This window comes from Paenarthrobacter sp. PH39-S1, from assembly GCF_030063245.1.
Classification (GTDB): Bacteria; Actinomycetota; Actinomycetes; order Actinomycetales; family Micrococcaceae; genus Arthrobacter_M.
In genome coordinates, this window is sequence record NZ_JASISR010000024.1 from 46,925 (window position 1) to 70,158 (window position 23,234).

The window sequence follows — 23,234 nt, forward strand, 5'->3', positions numbered from 1 at the left end:
GATGATCAGCCCACGTTCCGCCGGTAAGGTCCCGACACTGGAAGGGCCGGTCAAAGACCTCCATGGTGTCCCGGTCGACTTTAGTTTCGGTGGCACCCGCCCCCACGATTTCAGACACTCCTATGCCCAGCGGCACGTCGACAACGGCACCGCACCGGACGAACTCCGGGACCTGCTCGATCACGAAGACGTCCGCACCACGATGGGCTACTACCAGGTCAACGACACCCGCAAACGTGCCGCCGCAAACCTGCTCGCACCCCTGACCTATGACCGGACTGGCAACAAAATAGGCCTCTCAGCCGGGCGCCGCGGCCTTGCCTCCATCGCCGTGCCCTACGGCGGGTGCACCGAGCCATCCAATGTTAAGGCCGGAGGAAACGCCTGCCCCGTCCGCTTTCAATGCTCCGGGTGCACCTTCTACCGCCCAGATCCTTCCTACCTTCCCGACATTGAACGGCACCTCGTGGAGTTGAAAACCAACGCAGCCCAAGCCCGCCGCCTCAATGCCCCGCCCTACGCCATCGCGAACTTTGACGGTCAGGTAGAGGACTTCAAGCAAATCGTTGACCGCATGCGCACAGACCTTGCACTCCTACCAGAGCCCGACAGGCAGGCTATCACCGAGGCGGCAACACTCCTGCGGACCTCCCGGCTCACAGCACGACCGGGCCAACAGCTCCCCATAACCGTCAAGGAACTACCATGACAAATGTGAAGAGCGCCCCGTTCGCAGGCATGGTCGCCGCCCGCCAGCGGGAAGCCGATCGAAAGCAGGCCGCCACGGCCTCCATGATCAACAGATTTCTTTTGGACGGGTCACTCATCAGCATCACAGCTGTCGCGGGCGCCGCAGGCGTCAGCCGCAACTTCATCTACTCCCACGAAACCCTCCTGCACCAGCTTGTCAGCTGCCCGCCAAACCCAGGCCGCCGCCCACACCCCAAGACAAAGACCCCCGACGAACGGCGCAGCCGGGCGAACAGCGCTTCAGGCGGAAATAGCGCTAGCGCATCAGAGCATCAAACGGCTTCGCCAGGAACTCGCCGAACTGAAGAGACGGCATGAGCACTGCCTTGGGGAACAGATCCGCACGGCGGATCCAACAGAAGAAGCCCTCTCAGCAGCTGCCAAAAACCTCGAAAACGAACGACTTAGCGAGAAGAACCGACTCCTAAACCAACAAGTCCGCACACTCAGCCACCGCATTGACGACCTGCTCGACGACCTCACCGCCGAACGCCGCGGGACGATCAACTAGTCGGCGGCTCCTCAAGGCTTAAGGAAGGGGAACAGGATACGCCTGAAAGGGGCAGTGCTGGGGGTCCGGACTGCCGGGGAACGGTGGTCGGCGATAGGCCTGCGATGTTGGTTTGGGAATTTATTAGAACAGTGTGCCGTAAACGGCCCCTTCACCGGATGGGTGTTACGAGACAGTCGCCGACCAGTCCCCACGGTGATGCATGTCAGTGCACCATGTGTCCGGTGGCGGACCCTCCTATGCACACTACCGATCGTTTATCCGAACAGTCCCCTTGCGGGACGTTTCGACAGAATAACGGGTAACAAGCCTCCCCCACTAGACACTATCTAGTGGGGCGGAATCGCTATCCGCTGACTGTCGAGATGGGAGTCGCTGCGTCTTCGGCGGACGGGTCACTAATTTCCCACGATGAAATGCCCGTCTGTGCCTGAAGCAAGCCGCCTGATCGGCTACCGGGGACTAGGGCAATCTGTGCGGCCGTCCGGGGTCTATTCATGGGGATGAGTGGGCGGAGGTATGCGCGGACCTTTTGTTGATCCGGGAGATCCGACTAAGACGTGGTTCGATGAGGTTGTTCCATAGGGGAAGCCAGAACAGTATTCCCGCGGTGCTGATGAGCAGGGAACCGGCTACGTCGGTTGGGTAGTGGACGCCCAGATACAGCCGTGACAAAGCCACCATGACAGCGAAAATACCACCGACAACGGCGGTAACGGTCCGCTGCCTTGGGGTGCGGGCAAGGACCAGCACCGCACCCCAGACCAGGGCTACTGCGAATGCGGTGTGGCCGCTGGGAAAGCTGTCATGGCCGTTTTCCAGGATCAAAGCGTGCGTGACGGATCCGGGGGGCCGCAGGCGGGATACCGTGATCTTTCCGATTTCCGAGGACAGCCAGCCGGCAGCGACCGTGGACCCGAACGCCAGGGCGGTCAGTGGTCTGCGCAGGAGGAACATCAGGATCAGGCACACAACGGCGAGGATGACCACGTTCCCTGCCGGGGAGAGCACACCGTTGATGATCGTGGCGATGGTCGTCAGGGCCGGACTGCGGTCGTGGCTGAGGCCGACGTCGGCATCAAGGTCCGGGCCAGGTGAGCCGAAGCTTTTCGCCAGTACCCCCAGGGACAGGGTGAGTACGAGCAGGATCACGGAGCCGGGCAGCAGCCACCAGGAGCGCCCTGGCAGGCGCAGGGCAGGGATGCGGGAGGTGAGGTGTTTCAAGCGGTGTTCCTTACGGGAGTACGGTCTCGTAGACCTGGTGGGCGTAGCCTTCCAGTGCGCCGGTGCACCGGGAGAGGTGCTCCTGGGCCGTGTCGGCTTGGGGCAGACGCAGGACGTCGCGGGATTTGAGGTCCCGGTACCAGCGGCGCAGCCGTTCCAGGCTTTGTTCCTCTTCTTCAAGTTCTGCGAACGTGAACTTGGACGTGGCGATCTCACGGACTATTTCGTCTTCGAATTTCCCGCAGTCGGCGATGAACTCGGTCCATTCCTCGGCCCTCGCGGCCGCGAACGCGGCACGGAAAAGCGCGGTACCGGCATCGTTGCGGGGGGCGGCATCGATCACGGTGAGCGTCCCGGATCCGCGCTCGGCGAGTTCCCCGGCCCTTGCCAATGCGGTTTCGAAGGCCGGCAACGCGGGAAGCACCCAGGTGCCGTGGGAGACGGGAACGGCCCCGGCCCGGCGCAGCTCCCGCCACACGGCAACCCGGTGCCGGGACGGCTGTGCCGGGACTTGCACCAAAACCAGCACCCACCCGAAATCCTCCGTCGTCACATCCATAAGTGTATCATTTGTTACATAGCCTTGGGCGACTGCCCGTGGCCGTGACATGCGAGGAGCAGACCGTGAAGCAGGAACCGGTGCCCGTGCACTTCTTCGGGCAGGACCGAGGGTTTCACGGTCCCGGAAGGGGTGCCCTGTGAGCGGGTTCGTGGACAGCATCCTGAACGTTAGCCCGCTCTTGGCGTTGACCTTGGTGGGTTTGCTGGTGTTCGCCGAGGATGCCCTGTTCATCGGGTTCGTGATCCCCGGGGAGACGGCTGCGGTCCTTGGAGGGGTCGTTGCCAGCCGCGGTCACGTGCAGCTGTGGATGATGATGGTCCTGGTCGTGGTGGCCGCCGTTGTCGGGGACACGGTCGGCTACGAGATCGGCAAACACTTCGGTCCGCGGGTGCTGGACCTGAAGGTCATGAATAAACGCCGGGGGAAATTGGATAAGGCGCAGGATTTCCTGCGCCGCCGGGGCGGATCAGCGGTTTTTCTGGGCCGCTTCGTAGCGTTTTTCCGTGCAGTCATGCCGGCCCTGGCTGGAACATCTAAGATGCCCTACCCGCATTTCCTGGCCTTCAACGCCGCTGGCGGCCTGGTCTGGGGATCCGGATTCGTGCTGCTCGGTTTTTTGGCCGGTAATTCCTATGAGGTTGTTGCCAAGGCTGCCGGGCGTGACATCACCACCGCCGTCGTTATCGCGGCCGTAGTCGCGGTGATCGTTTGGCGGGTGCGCAAGGCGCGCCGGGAATACCGCCGGAATCAACCGGCGGCTGAGCCGGATCAATGACCGCCGAGCGGCAGAGTACCGTTTTTTCACCCCGCCGCCGGCACTTGTTTCCCTTGTACGCAGCAGGGTTCACCACGGCGTTCGGTGCCCATGCCGTGGCGGCGAATCTCGGTGCCTACAGTGCCGGCCATGGCCAGTCCCTGCTGCTGCTCGGACTCATGCTGGCCCTGTACGACGGGGCTGAGGTGCTGCTTAAACCCGTCTTCGGGACGCTCTCGGACCGGATCGGGGCCCGTCCGGTCCTGCTCGGCGGCCTGGTGGCCTTCGCCCTCTTTTCGGCCGCGTTCGTCCTGGCCCGGGATGCTGCCTGGCTGTGGCTGGCACGGTTAGGTCAGGGGGCAGCGGCATCGGCGTTTTCTCCGGCAGCCTCTTCCCTGGTGTCGCGGCTGAACCCGGCAGGGCGGCAGGGCAGGGCGTTCGGCACTTACGGGTTTTACAAGAGCGTCGGATACACGGCCGGCCCGCTGATCGGCGGAGCACTGGTCGCCGCGGGCGGGCTGGACCTGTTGTTTACCCTCACGGCATTGCTGGCACTGGCTGTCGGCCTATGGGCCTTCCTGGCCGTGCCCGTGGTGGCGCCGCTTCCCCGGGCGCGGCAGAGCGTCGCTGACCTGGCTCGGCGGCTGGGCGATCGGGGCTTCCTGGCCCCGACCGCCGCCTTGGCAGCCGCGACAGCGGCACTGTCCGTCGGCGTCGGCTTCCTGCCCCTCTCGGGGGCAGCCGCGGGTCTCGGGCCTGTCGCCACCGGAGCCGCTGTCTCGCTTCTGGCCGTCTGCGCCGCCGTTGCCCAGCCGCTGGCCGGGCGGGCATCGGACACACCAGCCGGTCCGGGCCGCCTCGTGGGCTTGGGTTTGGCACTCACGGCCGCCGGCCTGGCCGCCGCGATGCTACCCGGGATCCCCGGACTCCTCGCGGCCGCTGTCGGCATCGGTGCCGGAACGGGGATCATCACCCCGGTCGCGTTTGCGGCCCTGGCCGCCGCCACACCGCCGGAGCGGCTGGGCCAGACGATGGGCACGGCCGAAATCGGCCGTGAACTCGGCGACGCGGGAGGCCCGCTGCTGGTAGGGGTGGTCGCCGCCGCTGTGAGCCTCACGGCCGGCTACGGTGCCCTCGCCCTCCTGACCGCCGTCGCCGCAGTATCCTTCCGACGTCGTCCCCGCACCGGAGGCATGTCACCGGCAGCGGTGAAAACCAGCCCGACCCGAACGGAACCAGGATGAACCAAACCGCAACTCAGCAGGACACCGGAAGGAAAAAGCGGCCGGGGATGATGAGCGTAAAGACGCTCAAGTATGGGGCGGTCCTGCTGGCGGTGGTTGTTTTGACCGCCCTGAACGCCTACCTGCTCAATACGCTCGATGTCGTCGGGACCCCGTTGATTTTCGCGGCCGCTTTACTCGTCCAGATGCTGTTGATCATCATGTTCGTCTTCAGTCTCATCATGGTGTGGCGCACGCCGCTGAAAATCGCCTGGTCAATACTGCTCTCCGCCGGGGAAGGGGTACGGGGCAACACCTACATCGTCAGGCTCCGGCAACGCTACCCGCAACTCATCCGCTGGGCCGGGCGCCGGTTCTCCATGAAACAACCGACGGGGCTGGTCCTGACCATAGGCGCCGCGGCCGCGGTCGCGGCTCTGCTGCTCTTCACAGCATCACCCGGGCCGTCATCTTGGAAACCTCGTACGCAGGCATCGACCAGCGCATCGTGAACCTTGTGCCGAATATCCGCACGGACGGGCAAAACGCGTTCTTCAGTGTTGTCGCTTTTGCCGCCAGTTCGACGTCGGTCATCCTTTCCCTCATCGTCCTGGGCATAGTCTCTTGGCGGCTGCGGAAATGGTGGCTGCCGGTCCTGCTGGCCACGCTTTTGGCCTGGAAACCCTCAGTTCCGCGGTGATCAAGCAGATCCTGGCACGGCCCCGGCCGGACCGGTCCCGGGGCCTGCTGACCGAAAACAGCTTCAGTTTTCCCAGCGGCAACACGCTGACAGCGACCGTCATAGGCGACCTGACAGCCTACCTGCTGTGCTGTACCATTAAGTCCTCCATCGGCAGGCTGATGGTCGTCCTAGCCGCGCTGACCGCGATAATACTCGTCGAAATCAGCCGGATATATCTGGGCGTCCACTACCCCAGCGACATCCTGGGCAGTCTCGCCTTGGGCATGTTTCTTCTCGCCGTCATCATCACACCCTTGGAAATCAACCACAGATTCCACCTCTTAGAGCCGGTGAAGCTCACCGGCGCGGTCAAACGGCCGCTCCTGATCGCCGTTGCCGCTGCCGTCCTGTTCGCCGGGATATTCGGCGCACAACTCACGCCCCTCACCGTCGTCGAACCTCAGGAAGCTTCCGAGGTACTGCCCGCGCTGGATGAAGCCGCCACTAAGCGGTTGCCTGTCTACAGCGAAACGCTGACCGGGGCCAGGATGGAACCCGTCAATTTCATCTACCTCGGCAGCCAGGAGCAGATTGACGGCCTCTTCAAGCGAGCCGGATGGTACAAAGCCGACCCCTCGACCCTAAGCAACACCCTGCGATCCATCCTGGTGGCAGTACGCAACGAGCAATACCTCACGGCCCCGGTCACGCCCTCATACCTGGCCGCCAAGCCCGAGACCATGGCGTTCGAAAAACCCACCGACGCCAACACCCTGGTCCAGCGGCACCACACAAGGATCTGGAAAACCAACTACATGGTCGCAGGCCAGCCCGTCTGGGTCGCCACGGCCAGCTTCGACCGGGGCATCGGAATCGGCACGCAATCCGGGCTGCCGACCCACCACATCGACCCCGATGTGGACGCGGAAAGGGCCTACATCCTGCAATCACTCAAGGTCACCCAACCACACCTGCTCCACGCACGGACGCCCAGCTCGGACACCACGCAACCGGCGACGGATTTTTTACCGATGGCCAGGCGGCAGTACTCAATCTCGAAAACCTGAACCAATAGTTACGTGGCACCCACCCACCGCACGGCACCGACAAACGGACTTCCTTCCCCGCCAGCCATTCATTCGCATCCGAAGCAGCCGACTCCGTCAACTAACGGCCGGTTCTGAGACAGTCCCGGACCAAGCAACGCGCCGAGATAAAACCGTCCACAACCCGTCTCACAACAGGTCTGCGAATACCGATGTTATGAGATGGGTTGTGCGACAGTAGACGAATGGCGACCCAACATTTCGATCTCATCGGTTACGCCCGATATGTGGGCACGAGACACATCCAGCCTGGTCTCTGTCTCATACCGAGCATCGATTCTTCAGGTGCCGTCTCCACCAATGGACAAGACGCCCAACCGCAACGAGACGCCCTCAAAAGAGCCGGCTGCGGCCGGATCTTCGAAGACAAAATCTCCAGCCGCGCCATCGCCCGCCCAGGGCTCGCCGAAGCCCTCGACCATCTCCGTCCGACAGACACCCTTTGCGTGTGGAAAATGGACCGCCTCGGCCGGTCGGTGAAAGAAGTCCTCGCCATCGCCGATAGCCTCCACGACCAAGGAGTCGGGCTGCGGATTCTCACCGGCACCCTAACCGGAACCTACAACCCGACCGGAGAAGGGAAATTCTTCTTCATTATGATGGCCGCGTTCGCCGAACTCGAGCGCGACATGATCTACGAACGAACCATGGCCGACCTCGCAGCCGCCCGGACCCAAGGAGGCACCGGCGGATGCACAACGGTCATGGATACCGACACCCTCGCAGCCGCCCGGGCCAGACAGGCCAATGGGGAAAGTCCCACACAGATCGCTAAAGCGCTTGGCATCTCCCGCGCGTCGATCTACCGCCACCTCCCAATCAGCAACACCCGAACCCTGCCACCGGGACTGGAGCCTTAGCGCCAACCACTGTTCCGCTGCAGGTCAGACCCCATGCCTTACCGTACGATTTTTTCCGTTTTCTGCGGCGACCCCTTCATGCCTCGATGACATCAAGGACGGCGCGCATCACGAGACTAATAGATGCACAGAGTTTTCCTCAGATAATGACGGAATCCGTCCGGTCCTATATATCGGGACCGCGTTCACCAAATCGCGTTCACGGGTCGCAGCCGTGGAACCCGCCTTCGGGCTTCAGGCGTCGATGCGTTCGCGGTCCAGCGAGGAGCTGCCGGCGATGATGAAGTCCTTGCGCGGCGCAACGTCGGACCCCATCAGCAGTTCAAAGGTTTTCTCCGCCAATTCCGCATTGGCCGCTGTCACCCGCCGCAGAGTCCGGTGCCTCGGGTCCATCGTGGTTTCCGCCAGCTGTCCGGCATCCATCTCGCCCAGGCCCTTGTAACGCTGAATCGGTTCCTTGTACCGCTTTCCGGTCTGCTCCAACGAGGCCAGCAGCGTGTGCAGCTCCTGCTCGGAATAGGTGTAGATCATCTCGTTCGGCTTCGTGCCGTGATTGATGACCTCCACCCGGTGCAGCGGCGGGACGGCCGCGAACACCCGACCGGCATCGATCATGGGCCTCATGTAACGGAAGAACAGCGTCAGCAGCAAGGTCCGGATGTGGGCACCGTCGACGTCGGCATCGGTCATCAGAATCACCTTGCCGTAGCGGGCCGCTTCCAAGGCAAAGCTCCGTCCCGAGCCCGCACCCACCACTTGGATCAGGGCCGCGCACTCAGCATTGGAAAGCATGTCGCCCACCGAGGCCTTCTGGACATTAAGGATCTTGCCGCGGATCGGCAGCAACGCCTGGAAATCCGAGGATCGCGCGAGCTTTGCCGTACCTAGGGCGCTGTCCCCTTCGACAATAAACAACTCGCTGCGGGCAACCTCATCTGTCCGGCAATCCGCAAGCTTGGCCGGCAGCGAGGAGGTTTCCAGCGCGTTCTTGCGCCGCTGCGTTTCCTTGTGCACCCGGGCGGAGATCCGGGATTTCATCTCCGACACCACTTTTTCCAGCAGCTGGGCCGACTGGGCCTTCTCATTGCGCTGTGACGAGTTCAGCTTGGCCGTCAGCTCCCGCTCGACCACCTTGGCGACGATGGTGCGCGCCGCCGGTGTACCGAGGATCTCCTTGGTCTGACCCTCAAACTGCGGCTCGGCCAGACGTACGGTCAGGACCGCCGTCAACCCGGCCAGCACGTCGTCCTTCTCAATCTTGTCATTGCCCGCCTTGAGCTTCCGGGCGTTGGACTCGATGACCTTGCGGAAGGTCTTCAGCAGCGCCTGCTCGAAACCTTCCTGATGCCGTCCGCCCTTGGGCGTAGCGATGATATTTACGTAGCTGCGCATGGCGGTGTCATACCCGATCCCCCAACGCATCGCGATATCCACCTCACAGTCCCGCTCGACCTCGGTGCTCTTCAGATGACCGTTCGAATCCAGCACCGGAACGGTTTCCCGGAAGGTGCTGCTGCCGTGGATACGCCACACATCCGTCACGGCCGGGTCAGCGGCCAGGTAGTCCACAAATTCGGACAGGCCACCGTCGTGTTGAAATACCTCTTCGTGCACCTCCGATTCCCCCGGGGTGCCTGGCAACCGACGCTCGTCACGGATGGAGATGCGCAGCCCCGGAACCAGGAAGGAGGTCTGGCGGGCACGGTCGGACAGCTCCGTGTAGGAAAACTTCGCGTCGGGGGTGAATATCTGCCGGTCCGCCCAGTAACGGATCCGGGTCCCAGTGACACCGCGCTTGGTGGTGCCGACGATGTCCAGGCTTGAATTGTCCACGAACGGCTCAAAGACAGCAGTGGGGCTTAGGCTCCGGCCGCTGTCATTGAAATGTCCGGGCTCGCCACGGCGAAAGCACATCTGGTAGGTCTTGCCGCCGCGGTCCACCTGCACATCAAGACGGGCCGAGAGCGCGTTCACCACGCTGGCGCCGACGCCATGCAGGCCACCGGAGGCGGTGTAGGACCCGCCGCCGAACTTCCCGCCGGCATGAAGCTTTGTCAGGACGACCTCAACACCGGTCAGGCCGGTTTTGGGCTCCAGGTCCACCGGGATGCCTCGACCGTCATCATGGATCTCCACGGAGTTATCGGGGTGCAGGATGACCTTTATGCTTTGACCATGACCGGCCAGAGCCTCATCAACGGAGTTGTCGATGATCTCCCACAGGCAGTGCATAAGACCCCGTGAGTCCGTGGAACCGATGTACATTCCCGGCCGCTTACGGACAGCTTCCAGCCCCTCCAGCACGGAGAGATGGCGGGCCGTGTAATCGGAATTTGGTGGGACCACGTTCGGCAGACTCCTTGGACGGTGCTGATGGCTGGGGGGGCTGATGAGAGATGGGGCTGATGACTGGGGGCTGACAGGGGAAGCGGTGCCGGGGCCCGGAAGTAGGGCCACTGTCTACGATATCTTCCGGCGCGGCCCGGGCGGTACAGGCTTGCCACCGGGTCGCGCTCCGAGTTTCGTGCCTCGCCAATACGGTCTCCGGGTGCTTCCGTCCCCGGCGGCGACGTGGCCCCGCGGTTTAGCTGCCGCTACGCGGTCAGCGAAAGTCGACCCAACCTGCCATGCTTCCGCGACGAATAGTGGTTGTATAGATGTACAGAACTACTAAGGAGGCCATCATGACAACAGCTGTAGCCAGCCGCGAACTGAACGCCCTGGACCGCTGCGACCGCTGCGGAGCTCAAGCATATGTCCGTGTCGTGCTGGAATCCTCCGGCGGTGAACTGCTTTTCTGCGGTCACCATGCCCGGGCCGTGGAGCCCACACTGAAGCCGCTGTCTGCCCAGTGGCAGGACGAGACCGCCCGGTTGCATCAGAAGGAGTCCGTTCTCGTCGAGGACTAAGCGGGAACGGAACACCGCTGAGCGGCGGTGGAAGGCGGTCGGCTCCGCCAGCCGATAACCCGGGCGGGCAGTCGGTAGCGGCAAAAGAGCATAAGACCGACCAGAATTAGAACGAAAGACCAAGAAAGGGCCCCTCCGTCGGAGAGGTCCTTTCTTGGTTCCGGGTCTCGGCCCGGTCCGCCAGTTCGTTTAACCGTGGACCGTTTGGCCCCGGACCGGGCAGCCCCGGACCGGGCAGCCCCGAGCCGAAGCCAAACGCGGCTGCCTGGCTGCTTAGTCCAGGTAGTCCCGCAGAACCTGAGAGCGCGACGGGTGCCGGAGCTTGGACATCGTCTTGGATTCAATCTGGCGGATCCGCTCCCGCGTTACGCCGTATACCTTGCCGATTTCGTCTAAAGTCTTAGGCTGGCCATCGGTCAACCCGAAGCGCATTGCCACCACGCCTGCTTCGCGCTCGGACAAAGTGTCAAGGACGGAATGCAGCTGCTCCTGCAGCAGCGTGAAGCTGACAGCGTCGGCCGGAACAACCGCTTCGGAGTCTTCGATCAGGTCGCCGAACTCGGAATCTCCGTCTTCCCCGAGAGGCGTGTGGAGCGAAATCGGCTCCCGACCGTACTTCTGCACCTCGACAACCTTCTCCGGAGTCATATCAAGCTCGATCGCCAGCTCTTCCGGGGTTGGTTCGCGGCCCAGATCCTGAAGCATCTGCCGCTGTACACGGGCCAGCTTATTGATGACCTCCACCATATGCACCGGGATACGGATCGTCCGCGCCTGATCCGCCATGGCGCGGGTAATCGCCTGCCGGATCCACCATGTGGCGTAGGTGGAGAACTTGAAGCCCTTGGTGTAATCGAACTTCTCAACCGCACGGATCAGACCCAGATTGCCTTCCTGGATCAGGTCCAAAAACAGCATGCCCCGGCCGGTGTAACGTTTGGCCAACGACACAACCAGGCGAAGGTTGGCTTCCAGCAGGTGGTTCTTGGCGCGTTTACCGTCGTGGATTACCCACTGCAGTTCGCGCTTGAGCTTGTCATCGATCTTCCCGTCGTCCGCCGCCAGCTTCTCGTCCGCGAAGAGCCCAGCCTCAATACGCAGCGCAAGGTCGACCTCCTGCTCGGCATTCAGCAGCGCAACTTTACCGATCTGCTTGAGGTAATCCTTCACCGGGTCAGCCGTGGCACCGGCGGACATGACCTGCTGGACGGGTGCGTCATCGTCATCGGCATCCGAGTAGACAAAACCGCGGCCGGTCGTCTCCGGGACAATTTCGACGGTCTCCGAGTTTGTGCTCACCCCAGCCTCATCGTCGTCCACTGTTGTGGCATCCTCGGTTTCGTGATCCTGGGATGCCTTCGGAGCCCGCCCCCGGGCAGCTTTGGCTGGAGCGCCGGCAGTCTTGGCCTGACGGCCGCCGCTCTTCGCAGCCGCGCCGTCACCGCCTTCGACGGCGGCTTTCTTAGCGGCGATCGTGGCCGCTCGTTTCTGCGCCGGGGACTGGGACGCTGCGGCGTCGCCGCCGTCATCCGACTGGTCGATGGTGGCAGTAGCCGTACGGGCGGTGCTGGTTTTCGCAGCAGAGGCCTTCTTCGGGCCGGCAGCTGGGTTTGCCGAGGCATCAGCCTCGGAAGTAGCAGAGTCATTGCTCTTGGCAGTGTCAGACACAGAAAACCTTTCTTGCGGCGGTCTGTGGAGTCACCTGCGGGCAACACCACTATGACCCTGTCAAGTCCGTGATTACTTACACACCTCATCACAACCTGCAGAGCCACTAGGTATAACTACCGTCGAACCGACATTGTTCCCATCGGCTCACAGAGTTTTCCACAGAAGTTCATCAGGGAGTCACAGGGTGAATCACGGACCCAACCGGGTCTCGACTCCCATTGTCTCACGATATTTACCCGGCCTCCCCGTTCACCGGTCTGTAGGAGGGTGCCAGGAGGTCCTGCGGTCGCGGGCCCAGTTGCAGATGATGCCGCGGCTGACCAGCTCACCGAGCAGCAACGCCAACCGGTAGCCGGCGGCGTCCCTCAACGCCAGCCGCAGATAGGCGTCGGCAGCCGAACCCCGCCCCCGGCACCATTGCGCCCAGGCCAGCATGGTCAGCACCGCGGCCCGCGGTTCCCCCGAAGCGGCCCGGGACAGATGGGTCAGCAGCTCGTCCATCTTATCCAGTCTATTCCAGTCCGGATCGCTGGCGCCCTCGCCCATGAGCACCCGGCCAAAGTCCTGCCAGAGAAGGTCGTCGCCTGCGCTGAAACTGCTGCGCAGCGCCACCCCCTCCCGCGTGGTCGGCTCCCAGGGAACGGGCCGTACTATGTCCTGCTCGTTTTCCGCCAGCAACCCATAACCCAATGCCCCGGCGAAGGCCAGCTGCGCCCCCACGCTGGCCAGCACCAGTACCGCATCCCGGACCGTCACACTTTCCAGCGACGCCAACAGGTAACCGGAGGTTGTCGCGGCGGGCGGCTCGGGCCACCGTGCGATGGCAAGCTCCCAAGCCTGCAAGGTGGCCATGAACTGCTCCTGCCCGAGCTGCCGGCCCGACAGAACCGCGGTGGAGGTCTGCAATGCCCGATGCACAGCCAGCCCGGCCCCGTCCGGGAGCGGGACCACCGCGGAGCCCGCGCGTTCCTGCGGATCGAGATAGCCGCTGCCGCGGAAGATCAGCTCAGCATTCAGGGCGCTGCTGACGATGTCATCCAGCGGGCGGCCCGGCCAGCCGCAGCAGTCGATGTCCGTACAGACGTAGTTGCGCCAATACGCCGGTCCCAGGAACCATTTCTCCTTCACCGGTGTGCCTGCTTTCCGCAAGGCCGACTCGAGCACCTCCATTAAGCGCCGGTAGGGAATCCGTCCCGGTACCAGCCAATCGCGCCTGCCGAATACCGCCAGCAGTACACCGTCGGCGTGCTCATCAGCTCCCAAAGCGGCGCAGACGTAGTGGGCAAAGTCCGGCAGTCCGACGTCGTGGACATCCGGCAGGTCAACGCGCAAGGTGGCGCCGATGGTCTTGCCTGCCATCGTAAGACAGACCAGACTGCGGGCCGGCCAATAGCCCAGCGAATGCGGAATGTAGCTGAGGATATCCTCGCCGGAGCTGATGGACAGGCGCTGTTCAGTAGTCATGACACCACTGTCGGGGCGTCCGGCGGCGGCGGCCAGACAAAAAGCACAGGATGTGCAGCCCGACGGCGCCGCAACGCCCTGTGCAGGATTAATCCGAACCGGCGGAACCGTCCTCCCCAGGACCGTTCTCGGCGGCCCCGTTCCGCCCGGCCCCGTTCCGCCCGGCCCCGTTCCTGCCGGCGGATTTCCCGCCAGGCTTCTCCGCCGCGCCATTCCCGGTTCGACCTCCCGCCATTCTGCGCGCATTGGCCCGGGCGCTGCGGACCTCCGCACGGTACTGCTGCCGGCGCCGCCGGTTGTCCCCCATTGCCACCCACAGCGGCGGGACCCGGACACCTTCCAGCGCCATTTGGCGGCGGACAGCCCGGCGGCAGGACAGCACGTAGGACGCACCCACTGCGAGCATGATGAACTGCACCGATAGAGCGATACGGAAGGAATCCAACGAGTACAGATCCCCCTTCGAGAAACCGCTGTTATTGAGCAGATCCAGTACCAGTCCCACGATATACATCGTCAGCAGTGCGGCGCAGAACCCGCCGACGTTGACGATTCCGGTGGCGGTACCCATCCGGTGTGACGGATTATAAGTGCGGGCAAAGTCGAATCCGATCATCGAGGCGGGTCCACCCAGCGCAAGCACCAGGACCAGAACCAGCAGAAGCCACAGCGGTGCCCTGCCCGGGTATGTCAGGGTGGCCAGCCAAACGACGCCGATCGCGGTGGAAATCAGCAGGACCATGGTGGAACGGCGGAGCGGATGGCGGCCCACCCACCCTCCCAGCAGCGGTCCGCAGATGATTCCCACGACGACGAACAGACTCATAATGCCGGTCACCATCGCCGGCTCCAACCCTTGGCCGGAGACCAGGAACGGGTAGCCCCACGTCATGATGAAGACAGTGCCGGAAAACTGCGTGGTGAAGTGGCTCCACATGCCCAGCCGGGTTCCGGGCTGTTTCCAGGCCTTGCTCACCGCCGTCGCCGTTTCCCGCAGACCCTGCTGGGTCTTGCCGCTCGGCGTTCCCGCCGGCTGATTGCGCAGCAGCGCGGCGGCGAGCACGAAGGCCAGCAGGGACAGTCCCGCCGCACCCAGAAACGCCGGGCTCCAGCCGAAAGCATGCAGTACCAGCGCGAACGGAATGACACTGATCAGCTGGCCCATCTGGCCCAGCTGCCCCGTCAGCTGCGTCAACAGCGGAACCCGGGTGGCCGGAAACCAAGCGGGGATCAGGCGGAGCACGGCAATAAAGGTCATGGCATCGCCGGCACCCACCAGCACTCGGCCGAAAATGCCGGCGGAAACGGACGTTGCCGCTGCGAGCTGCAGCTGCCCCAGGCACATCAGCACGGCTCCGGAAGCGATCATCGCCCGCGGCCCGAAGCGGTCCACCAGCACACCCACCGGTATCTGTAGCGCCGCGTAAACCAGCAGCTGCAGCACGGTGAAGGCCGACAGCGCGGAGGCGGTTGCCTCAAATCGGGCGGTGGCTTCTAAACCGGCCACGCCGAAGGAAGTCCGCGCGGTGATCGCAATCAGATAAGCAAAAACACCGACGCCCCAGACAAACCAAGCCCTGCCACTGGAGATGCCGCCGCTCTGCCCCGGCGTGCGGCGGCGGCCGCTGCCGGTCTGGGGTCCGCTGCTCGAATCTTGTCCATGGATGGTTCCGCTACCGCTGGCTTTCACTCATCCATCCTATTCCGGCACGTTTCAGCGGGCGGCCGGTCCGCCGTCGTTCTCCGGATCCTGACTGGCCAGGTACGCCTCCACTGCCGCCCCGAGCGTGTCTGCGTCCGGAAGCTCATCGTTCTCATCCGCCAGCAGGGACCGGCGCGCGGTGCCCTTGGTCCGGTCATCAAACTGGTGTTCCAGATTGTGCACCACTGCTTGGACCTCCGCGGAGCCCTGCGTCTGTTCGGCAATCTGCCGCTCCACATCACGGCCAGCCTCCCGGAGCCGCTCGCTGGGCAGCATCAAGGATGCCACCGCTCCCAGGTGCTCCAGGCCGGCGACGGCGGCGGGCGGGTATTCGGCGTCGGCCAAGTAATGCGGGACGTGAATGGCGTACCCCGCCACGTTCCGCCCGGCCTCCTGTAGCCGGTATTCGAGCAGATGGCCGACGGCGGAGGGCAGGTCAACGGTGGCCTGCCAGGTGGAGATTCCCTCGATCAGCTCCGGCCTGTTGCCATGCACGGTGACGCCGATCGGGCGCGTGTGCGGGACAGGCATCGGGATGGAATGCACCCACGCCACCAGATTAACGTCAAAGCGTTTGACCAGCTTCAGGACCGCACCGCTGAAGCGCTCCCACTGCAGATCGGGCTCATTGCCGGTCAGCAACAAAAACGGCTGGTCCAGCGCATCCTTCATCCGGTACAGGGCAAGACGGGGCTGCTGGTAGTCGGTCAGGCGGTCCTGGGCGAAGGTAATCCGCGGACGGCGCGAACGGTAATCAATGAGCTGATCGATGTCGAAGAAGGCCACCGGCTCGCTGTCCAGATGTCCCAGCAGCTCGGCGGTGATCTGCGACACCACGTGGCCGGCATCGGAGAATCCGGAAAAACCCATCACCATGTTCAAACCGCGCAGATCCTCCTGCTGCAGCAAAACATCATTGACGGCATACAGATCCGACGGCTCCAGAAACGGTGTGTACTCGATATCTTTCACAACTTCCTCCACGGACCAGGGATCCGGTGCTGATTACTGCGGTCTGTAAACTACTGCGGTTCTGTCTCAACTCAACTGCTGCGCCGTCAAAAATGCTGCGCCGTCTGAACTGTCGTGCCGTTCAAACTGCCGCGCGCTGAAGCTTCTGCTTTACCAGTACAACACCGCGGATGCCCGGAATCATTCCGGATCTGGGCGCTGTCCCTCTCATGCCATGACGTGGGCCTGCACCAACGGTATTTTGCCAACGCTGAGGGCGGCCCGACGGATTTCCCAGGCCCCGCCGATTTCCCGGCTACGGCTCGTCCCCGGCGCAGTCCCCCGCCGTGCTTCTCCCCGCCGTGCTTCTCCCCGCCGTGCTTCTCCCCGCCCTGCTTCCCCCTGCCCTGCTTCTCCCCGCCGCAGCCGGGGAATGCCTCCAGCCCCAGCGCCAGATCGTTCTGCAACAGTAACGGGAGCCGCCAATTACCACGATATCCGGCCACCGCACCAGAGCGCCTTCGCCGCCGCCCTGCGGGCTGCCTCCTTTGCCGCCCTGCGGGCTGCCTCTTCGCCGTCGCCGTGCGGGCTGCCTCCTTTGCCGCCGTGGCGGGGCTTCAGACTACGATCATTAGACGAGCCGCTTTAGGTGTCTACCAACAACCAGCGAGGATCAATATTCGTGTTCAAAAATCATGAAGTAACGCTCCGGGCCATTGCCAAAGACCTCAAAAAGGTCGAATCACAGGCCCTCGTGATCGGCGTCGGACAGGGCACGGACGGTCCCGTCCTGCTCGACAACCCGCTGCCCGTCAAAGCAGCCAACGCACTGGCCGCCTCCCTGCAGGTCCTGGGCATCACCGGTGCCGCCGACGAGGTGCGTCGGCTGCCCGGCGTCCCCGAGGTGGGCGCCCAGGTTCTGGTGCTCACCGGTGTCGGCAGGCTGACCGGCAACCAGACCAGCGAAGAGGCGCTGCGCCGCGCCGCCGGCTCCGCCGTCCGCCAGTTGGCCGGTGTGGAGTCCGTCGCCGTCGCATTGCCAACGACGACGGTCGGCCAGGCTGCCGCCGTCGCCGAAGGTGCCGCCCTGGGCGCCTACACCTACTCCGGGCTGCGCACCGCTGAAGCCGCCGTGAAGGCGAAAGTCGGCTCCGTTACGATCTTCACCCCCGCCGCGGACGATCCCGCACTGGCACCGGCCCTGAAGCGGGCCGCCATCGTCGCTAAGGCGGTCAATGCCACCCGCTCGCTGGTCAACGAACCGCCGAGCCATTTGTACCCGGAGACGTTCGCGGAAGCGGCCAAGGATTTGGCCAAGGGGCTGCCCGTCAAGGTCACGGTGCTGGATGAAAAGCGCCTGGAGCGCGACGGCTACGGTGGCATTCTGGGCGTCGGCCAGGGCTCCTCGCGACCGCCGCGCATGGTGAAGGTGGAATACGCACCGACCCGCGCCAAGGTCAAGCTGGCCTTGGTGGGCAAGGGCATCACCTTCGACAGCGGCGGAATCTCACTCAAGCCCGCCGGCAGCATGATGACCATGAAGTGCGACATGGCTGGCGCTGCTGCCGTCCTCAACGCGCTGCTGGCCGTCGCGGAACTGGGTCTGCCGGTCCGGCTGACCGCGTGGCTGTGCCTGGCGGAGAACATGCCGTCCGCCACCGCCACCCGTCCCTCAGATGTGCTGACCATGTTCGGAGGCAAAACCGTCGAGGTCCTGAACACCGACGCCGAGGGACGGCTGGTCATGGCCGACGGCCTCGCTGCCGCTTCGGCCGAACTGCCGGACGCCATCCTGGACGTTGCCACCCTTACCGGCGCCCAGATGGTTGCCTTGGGCAAGCGCGTTTCCGCCGTGATGGGCGACGACGGCGTAAGCGCCGCGGTGAAGGCCGCTGCGGACCGCGCGGGAGAGCTTTTCTGGCCCATGCCGCTGCCCGAGGAACTGCGCCCGACGCTGGATTCACCGGTGGCCGATCTGGCCAACATCGGCGAGAAAATGGGTGGCATGATGACCGCCGCGGTGTTCCTGAACGAATTCGTCGGAGAGAACAAGGACGGCTCCAAAATTCCGTGGGCGCACCTGGACATCGCAGGGCCGGCCTTCAACGAAGGCTCCGCATTTGGCTACACGCCCAAGCAGGCCACTGGTGTCGCCGTGCGCACACTGGTCTCCTACGTCGAGGACGTTCTGGTTCGTACTGCCTGAGCCTGTCCCTGTCTCACATTGCCTGTCATGGCCGGCCGCACTATAGCCGCCGGCCGTGACTGGCTGCTCTCATTGCCGCGTGAGACTGGACACATCCGCATCATTCGGGGGCTTCGCGGGTGGAGCATGGTTGCTGTGAAGGATAGGGTGAAGGCTGAAAGCACTGCATCAGGGATTCAGCACCCCACCGGAATCCGGCACTGCACACGTCACATCAAGTCAGTACAAGAACAACAGGACGCGCGACTACGCGCGTCAACCGATACGCGAGGGAGCGTCTAAGTGGCCGATCAGGCAGCTGCGCAAGAATTTGACATCCTGGTTCTCGGAGCTGGGAGCGGCGGCTATGCCGCAGCCCTCCGTGCCGTCCAGCTGGGCTTCACTGTTGGACTTGTCGAGAAAGGCAAGCTGGGCGGAACCTGCCTGCACAACGGTTGTATCCCCACCAAGGCGCTGCTGCACTCTGCGGAACTCGCCGATCATGCCCGCGACGCTGCGAAGTACGGCGTCAATGTCACCCTTGACTCCATTGACATGACCGCGGTCAATGCTTACAAGGACGGCATCGTTGCCGGCAAGTTCAAGGGGCTCTCCGGCCTGATCAAGGGCAAGGGCATCACCGTCATCGAGGGCGAGGGCAGGCTCACCGCCCAGAACACCGTCATGGTGAACGGAACCGCCTACACCGGTAAGAACATCATTCTGGCCACTGGCTCGTACTCCCGCAGCCTGCCGGGACTGGAAATCGGCGGCAAGGTCATTACCTCCGACACCGCCCTGACGATGGATTACCTGCCCAAGAGCGTCATCGTCCTCGGCGGCGGCGTCATCGGCGTCGAGTTCGCCTCCGTCTGGAAGTCCTTCGGCGTGGACGTCACCATCGTTGAGGGCCTGCCGTCCTTGGTCCCGAACGAGGACGCCGCCATCATCAAGGTGCTGGAGCGCAGCTTCAAAAAGCGCGGCATCAAGTTCAGCACCGGCACGTTCTTCCAGGGCGTGGAGCAGAACGACGACGGCGTCAAGGTGACCCTGGTCGACGGCAAGACGTTCGAGGCGGATCTGCTGCTCGTCGCCGTCGGACGCGGGCCGTCCACGGCGAACCTCGGCTATGAAGAAGCCGGCATCACGATGGACCGCGGATTCGTCATCACCAACGAACGCCTGCACACCGGCGTTGGCAACATTTACGCCGTCGGCGACATTGTCCCCGGCGTACAGTTGGCGCACCGCGGATTTCAGCAGGGCATTTTCGTGGCCGAGGAAATTGCCGGTAAGAGCCCGGTCATTGTCGAGGACATCAACGTCCCGAAGGTCACCTACTGCGATCCCGAAATTGCCTCAGTAGGCCTGAGTGAAAAGGCCGCCAAGGCAAAGTTCGGCGACGACAAGGTCGAAAGCGTCGAGTACAATCTGGCTGGAAACGGCAAAAGCTCCATTCTGGGCACCAGCGGGCTGGTCAAGTTCGTCCGCGAAAAGGACGGCCCCGTCGTCGGCGTTCACATGATCGGTTCGCGCATGGGCGAGCAGATCGGCGAGGCTCAGCTCATCGTTAATTGGGAAGCCTACCCCGAGGATGTGGCGCAGCTGCTCCACGCGCATCCCACACAGAACGAGGCTTTGGGCGAGGCGGCCATGGCCCTGGCCGGCCACCCGCTGCACGGCTAGTAACAATTGATCAGTGCACCCGGTGTTCCGCACCGGGTGCACTATGCTCAAAGCAGTATTCCATGCGGTATTTCAGGCGTAGAAATACCGATATCAATTCGCATTGCAGATAAATTGCAGATAATAAGGAGAACGGGGACGAAATGTCTGAATCCGTGAACTTACCCGCCCTTGGTGAAAGCGTCACCGAAGGTACCGTCACTCGCTGGCTCAAGCAGGTTGGTGACCGGGTAGAGGTGGACGAGCCCCTGCTCGAAGTCTCCACCGACAAGGTCGACACCGAGATCCCTTCTCCGATCGCCGGTGTGATCGAGGAGATCCTCGTCGCCGAAGACGAGACGGCTGAGGTGGGCGCCCCGCTGGTACGCATCGGCAGCGGCGACTCCGCTGCTGCGACCGAAGAGGCCCCCGAGGCGGCCAAGGCCGCAGCACCGGAAGCGCAAGTTTCACAGGCCGAGACAGTGGTGCCCTCCACGGATGCCCCCATCGGTTCCGACTCCGCCGCAGCTCAGGCGGCTCCTGCCGGTGGCCCGGCTCCTTCCAATGGCGCAGAGTCTTCCAAGGCTGCAGGCTCCTCCAACGACGGCGAGACGCACGACGTCACTCTTCCCGCTTTGGGTGAGAGCGTGACCGAGGGAACCGTCACCCGCTGGCTCAAGGCCGTCGGCGACTCCGTTGAGGTGGATGAGCCCCTCCTCGAGGTCTCCACGGACAAGGTGGACACCGAGATCCCGTCCCCCGTGGCAGGAACGCTGCAGGAAATCCGCGTCAACGAGGACGAGACCGCCGAAGTCGGCTCCGTGCTCGCCGTCATCGGATCCGGCGCCGCCGCACCTGCGGCCGAACCCGCACCGGAGGCCCAGCCGGCTGCCGAGGCCAAGTCTGCCGAGGCCAAAGAGCAGTCCGAGCCTGTCGATACCTCCAGCCCCGAGACGGGCGCCAGCAACGAGGCTCCCGCACCGGAGGCCGAGGCTCCCTCTGCCGCACCGTCGGCACCTCCGGCCTCGGCGCCGACGGTTTCCACCCCGAAGGATTCCGCGCCGAAGAATGCGGCCGCACAGGCACCGGCCGACGGCGGCGAAGCCGGTTATGTCACCCCGTTGGTCCGCAAACTGGCCAATCAGCACGGCGTCGACTTGGCGTCCGTCACCGGCACCGGCGTCGGGGGACGCATCCGCAAGCAGGACGTCGTCGGCGCCGCCGAGGCAAAGGCCGCGCCCGCACCCAGCCTGGCTCCTGCTGCTGCCTCGGCGCCGTCCGCTCCGGCTGCTGCTGCGGGCGCGTCCGGAGCGCCTGTTTCATCACTGCGCGGCACGGTCCAGAAGGCTCCGCGAATCCGTCAGGTCATCGCCCGGCGCATGCGCGAATCCCTGGATGTTTCCACCCAGCTGACGCAGGTGCATGAGGTCGATATGACCAAGATCGCCAAACTGCGCACCGCCGCAAAGGGCACGTTCCAGGCTCAGAACGGCGTCAAGCTCACGTTCCTGCCGTTCATTGCCAAGGCTGTCGCCGAAGCGCTGAAACAGCACCCGAAGCTGAACGCCGCGTATGACGAGGACAAGCAGGAAATCACTTACCACAACGCCGAGCATCTGGCGATCGCTGTGGATACGGACAAAGGCCTCCTGGTCCCCGTCATCGCCGATGCCGGCAACCTCAATCTTGCCGGCCTCGCTGCCAAGATTGCCGACGTCGCCTCGCGTACACGCAATAACAAGATCGGCCCGGATGAGCTCTCGGGCGGAACCTTCAGCATCACCAACATCGGTTCCGTTGGCGCGCTGTTCGATACGCCGATCATCAATCAGCCGCAGGTCGGCATCCTGGGCACCGGCGCCATTGTCAAACGTCCCGTCGTCATCACCGGAGTGGATGGCGACGACACCATCGCCATCCGCTCAATGATGTACCTGTCCTTGACATACGACCACCGCCTGGTGGACGGCGCTGACGCGGGCCGCTTCCTGCAGACCCTGCGGGCGCGACTGGAAGAGGGCAGCTTCGAGGCTGATCTGGGACTCTAAACTAATAGTTTGCTGTACCGTAAGGGCGTCCATCCCAAGGGGAAGGCGCCCTTACAGATTTGCATGTCTCCAGACCGTAGCACCACCGGCGCGATGCTCCCAGCAGGCCACGTTGCGGCAGTGGTGACGCCCGGACGCAGCCTAAATATTCGGTAGTCTTTTATCGAAACTATATTCGATAAAAGACTACCGATTTATCATGATTAGGAATATGCTAGTAGCATGGCTGGCGGACGGAGTTTCGAATCGCTCCTCGAGGAATACCTCGGGAGGCCCGAACACGGCCGCCGCGGCCTCGTCCAAGGCACTCTGACTGCGGGGTCCGCGGTCCCATTTCTCCCGGAACTGATCTGGGGCCCAAGCCGTCCGGTCACCGACGAGGACCTGCGGCACTCCCTGGTGAACAGACCCGTCCTGAACATCCCCGCCGTGGACATCCCCGCGGCGGACATCCCCGCGGCGGACAACCCCGCGGCGGACAACCCCGCGGCGGACAACCCCGCGGCGGACAACCCCGCGGCGGACAACCCCGCGGCGGACAACCCCGCGGCGGACAACCCCGCGGCGGACAACCCCGCGGCGGATAACCCCGCGGCGGATAACCCCGCGGCGGATAACCGAGTTGTCAATGACGGTGCGATCGATGACCCGGACCCCGGCCTGCCGGACCCGGACGTGCAGCCCACGGACCTGCAGCCCACGCCGGACCCCGGCCTGCCGGACCCGGACGTGCAGCCCACGGACGTGGAACCGGCGGATGTACAGCCACCGGTGCTGCCAGAGAGTGATCTGGCGTCCCCGGATGTGCGGCCCGCTGACCTGCAGGTCGAGTCCGTCCGCCGGGCCCTGTTGGCGGGCCTGGTCCGGGAAGAGGACCCCGACAGGCTGGACCCGCTACGGACCGCCGAGGCCCTGCTGCTCACCGACCCCGCCGGCGGTGATGCCGACCAGAAGCTCGACAACGCCG

Annotated in this window: 17 protein-coding genes and 1 pseudogene; 11 read left to right on the forward strand and 7 right to left on the reverse strand. The window is 63.9% G+C overall.

From position 1 onward, the window contains the following. The first annotated feature begins 1 nt into the window (after position 1). The gene (locus tag QMG52_RS15315) at positions 2-709 is read left to right on the forward strand and encodes a tyrosine-type recombinase/integrase (protein WP_283561268.1); all 708 of its coding nucleotides are present in this window, start codon (positions 2-4) and stop codon (positions 707-709) included. Positions 710-1,756: 1,047 nt separating this feature from the next. Here the strand turns inward: QMG52_RS15315 and QMG52_RS15320 are convergent. Together QMG52_RS15320 and QMG52_RS15325 are read right to left on the reverse strand one after the other, a co-directional pair. Next, positions 1,757-2,485 (reverse strand): phosphatase PAP2 family protein, encoded by a 729-nt coding sequence (locus QMG52_RS15320; RefSeq protein ID WP_283561269.1) that lies wholly within the window; start codon positions 2,483-2,485, stop codon positions 1,757-1,759. A gap of 10 nt (positions 2,486-2,495) precedes the next feature. Next, positions 2,496-3,044 carry a Chromate resistance protein ChrB gene (locus QMG52_RS15325; protein ID WP_283561270.1) on the reverse strand — a complete coding sequence of 183 codons (549 nt, stop codon included), beginning with the start codon at positions 3,042-3,044 and terminating at the stop codon, positions 2,496-2,498. 139 nt (positions 3,045-3,183) lie between these two features. On the opposite strand from QMG52_RS15325, the gene QMG52_RS15330 reads away from it, so the two are divergent. The 5 genes from QMG52_RS15330 to QMG52_RS15350 all read left to right on the forward strand — a co-directional run bounded on the left by QMG52_RS15330 (position 3,184) and on the right by QMG52_RS15350 (position 7,672). Then, positions 3,184-3,822, forward strand: coding sequence for a DedA family protein (locus QMG52_RS15330; protein ID WP_283561271.1), 639 nt, complete (start codon positions 3,184-3,186; stop codon positions 3,820-3,822). After that, positions 3,819-5,045 carry an MFS transporter gene (locus tag QMG52_RS15335; RefSeq protein ID WP_283561272.1) on the forward strand — a complete coding sequence of 409 codons (1,227 nt, stop codon included), beginning with the start codon at positions 3,819-3,821 and terminating at the stop codon, positions 5,043-5,045. The genes QMG52_RS15330 and QMG52_RS15335 overlap by 4 nt, the downstream gene beginning before the upstream one ends. Continuing rightward, positions 5,042-5,536, forward strand: coding sequence for a hypothetical protein (locus tag QMG52_RS15340; RefSeq protein WP_283561273.1), 495 nt, complete (start codon positions 5,042-5,044; stop codon positions 5,534-5,536). The genes QMG52_RS15335 and QMG52_RS15340 overlap by 4 nt, the downstream gene beginning before the upstream one ends. A 127-nt stretch (positions 5,537-5,663) precedes the next feature. Further along, positions 5,664-6,773 (forward strand): LssY C-terminal domain-containing protein, encoded by a 1,110-nt coding sequence (locus QMG52_RS15345; RefSeq protein WP_283561274.1) that lies wholly within the window; start codon positions 5,664-5,666, stop codon positions 6,771-6,773. 224 nt (positions 6,774-6,997) lie between these two features. Beyond that, a complete protein-coding gene (locus QMG52_RS15350; protein ID WP_283561275.1) occupies positions 6,998-7,672 on the forward strand; it encodes a recombinase family protein in 675 nt (224 codons plus the stop codon). Between the two features lie 234 nt (positions 7,673-7,906). On the opposite strand, the gene QMG52_RS15355 is transcribed toward QMG52_RS15350, so the two are convergent. Beyond that, the gene (locus QMG52_RS15355; protein ID WP_283561276.1) at positions 7,907-10,018 is read right to left on the reverse strand and encodes a DNA gyrase/topoisomerase IV subunit B; all 2,112 of its coding nucleotides are present in this window, start codon (positions 10,016-10,018) and stop codon (positions 7,907-7,909) included. A 338-nt stretch (positions 10,019-10,356) separates the two neighbouring features. Here QMG52_RS15355 and QMG52_RS15360 point away from each other — a divergent pair, with 338 nt between their 5' ends. Continuing rightward, the gene (locus QMG52_RS15360) at positions 10,357-10,581 is read left to right on the forward strand and encodes a DUF7455 domain-containing protein (protein WP_283561277.1); all 225 of its coding nucleotides are present in this window, start codon (positions 10,357-10,359) and stop codon (positions 10,579-10,581) included. 273 nt (positions 10,582-10,854) lie between these two features. Here the strand turns inward: QMG52_RS15360 and QMG52_RS15365 are convergent, their stop codons facing one another. From QMG52_RS15365 to QMG52_RS15380, 4 genes are all read right to left on the reverse strand, one after another. Beyond that, positions 10,855-12,249, reverse strand: coding sequence for an RNA polymerase sigma factor (locus QMG52_RS15365; protein WP_283561278.1), 1,395 nt, complete (start codon positions 12,247-12,249; stop codon positions 10,855-10,857). Positions 12,250-12,501: 252 nt separating this feature from the next. Beyond that, positions 12,502-13,716 (reverse strand): DUF4192 domain-containing protein, encoded by a 1,215-nt coding sequence (locus QMG52_RS15370; protein WP_283561279.1) that lies wholly within the window; start codon positions 13,714-13,716, stop codon positions 12,502-12,504. Positions 13,717-13,804: 88 nt separating this feature from the next. Next, a complete protein-coding gene (locus QMG52_RS15375) occupies positions 13,805-15,307 on the reverse strand; it encodes an MFS transporter (RefSeq protein WP_283561286.1) in 1,503 nt (500 codons plus the stop codon). Positions 15,308-15,430: 123 nt separating this feature from the next. Beyond that, positions 15,431-16,390 carry a proteasome assembly chaperone family protein gene (locus QMG52_RS15380; protein WP_434619334.1) on the reverse strand — a complete coding sequence of 320 codons (960 nt, stop codon included), beginning with the start codon at positions 16,388-16,390 and terminating at the stop codon, positions 15,431-15,433. Between the two features lie 661 nt (positions 16,391-17,051). Here QMG52_RS15380 and QMG52_RS15385 point away from each other — a divergent pair. The 4 genes and pseudogenes from QMG52_RS15385 to QMG52_RS15400 form a co-directional block, all read left to right on the forward strand. Continuing rightward, positions 17,052-18,575: a leucyl aminopeptidase gene (locus tag QMG52_RS15385; protein ID WP_283561280.1), complete on the forward strand. Its 1,524-nt coding sequence runs from the start codon at positions 17,052-17,054 to the stop codon at positions 18,573-18,575. Positions 18,576-18,857: 282 nt separating this feature from the next. Then, complete coding sequence (gene lpdA, locus QMG52_RS15390) at positions 18,858-20,240, forward strand: dihydrolipoyl dehydrogenase (protein ID WP_283561281.1); 1,383 nt, start codon at positions 18,858-18,860, stop codon at positions 20,238-20,240. Between the two features lie 143 nt (positions 20,241-20,383). After that, the gene (sucB, locus tag QMG52_RS15395; RefSeq protein WP_283561282.1) at positions 20,384-22,267 is read left to right on the forward strand and encodes a 2-oxoglutarate dehydrogenase, E2 component, dihydrolipoamide succinyltransferase; all 1,884 of its coding nucleotides are present in this window, start codon (positions 20,384-20,386) and stop codon (positions 22,265-22,267) included. Between the two features lie 222 nt (positions 22,268-22,489). Further along, positions 22,490-23,234: pseudogene (locus QMG52_RS15400) on the forward strand (hypothetical protein); the annotation flags it as partial.

What these genes read in the sequence shown, in the direction of transcription:
- QMG52_RS15350 (WP_283561275.1), top strand. Translation starts at nt 6,998, where the DNA reads ATGGCGACCCAACATTTCGATCTCATCGGTTACGCCCGATATGTGGGC.
- QMG52_RS15360 (WP_283561277.1), top strand. Translation starts at nt 10,357, where the DNA reads ATGACAACAGCTGTAGCCAGCCGCGAACTGAACGCCCTGGACCGCTGC.
- QMG52_RS15335 (WP_283561272.1), top strand. Translation starts at nt 3,819, where the DNA reads ATGACCGCCGAGCGGCAGAGTACCGTTTTTTCACCCCGCCGCCGGCAC.
- sucB (WP_283561282.1), top strand. Translation starts at nt 20,384, where the DNA reads ATGTCTGAATCCGTGAACTTACCCGCCCTTGGTGAAAGCGTCACCGAA.
- QMG52_RS15370 (WP_283561279.1), bottom strand. Translation starts at nt 13,716, where the DNA reads ATGACTACTGAACAGCGCCTGTCCATCAGCTCCGGCGAGGATATCCTC.
- QMG52_RS15315 (WP_283561268.1), top strand. Translation starts at nt 2, where the DNA reads ATGATCAGCCCACGTTCCGCCGGTAAGGTCCCGACACTGGAAGGGCCG.
- QMG52_RS15345 (WP_283561274.1), top strand. Translation starts at nt 5,664, where the DNA reads ATGGTGGCTGCCGGTCCTGCTGGCCACGCTTTTGGCCTGGAAACCCTC.
- QMG52_RS15340 (WP_283561273.1), top strand. Translation starts at nt 5,042, where the DNA reads ATGAACCAAACCGCAACTCAGCAGGACACCGGAAGGAAAAAGCGGCCG.
- QMG52_RS15325 (WP_283561270.1), bottom strand. Translation starts at nt 3,044, where the DNA reads ATGGATGTGACGACGGAGGATTTCGGGTGGGTGCTGGTTTTGGTGCAA.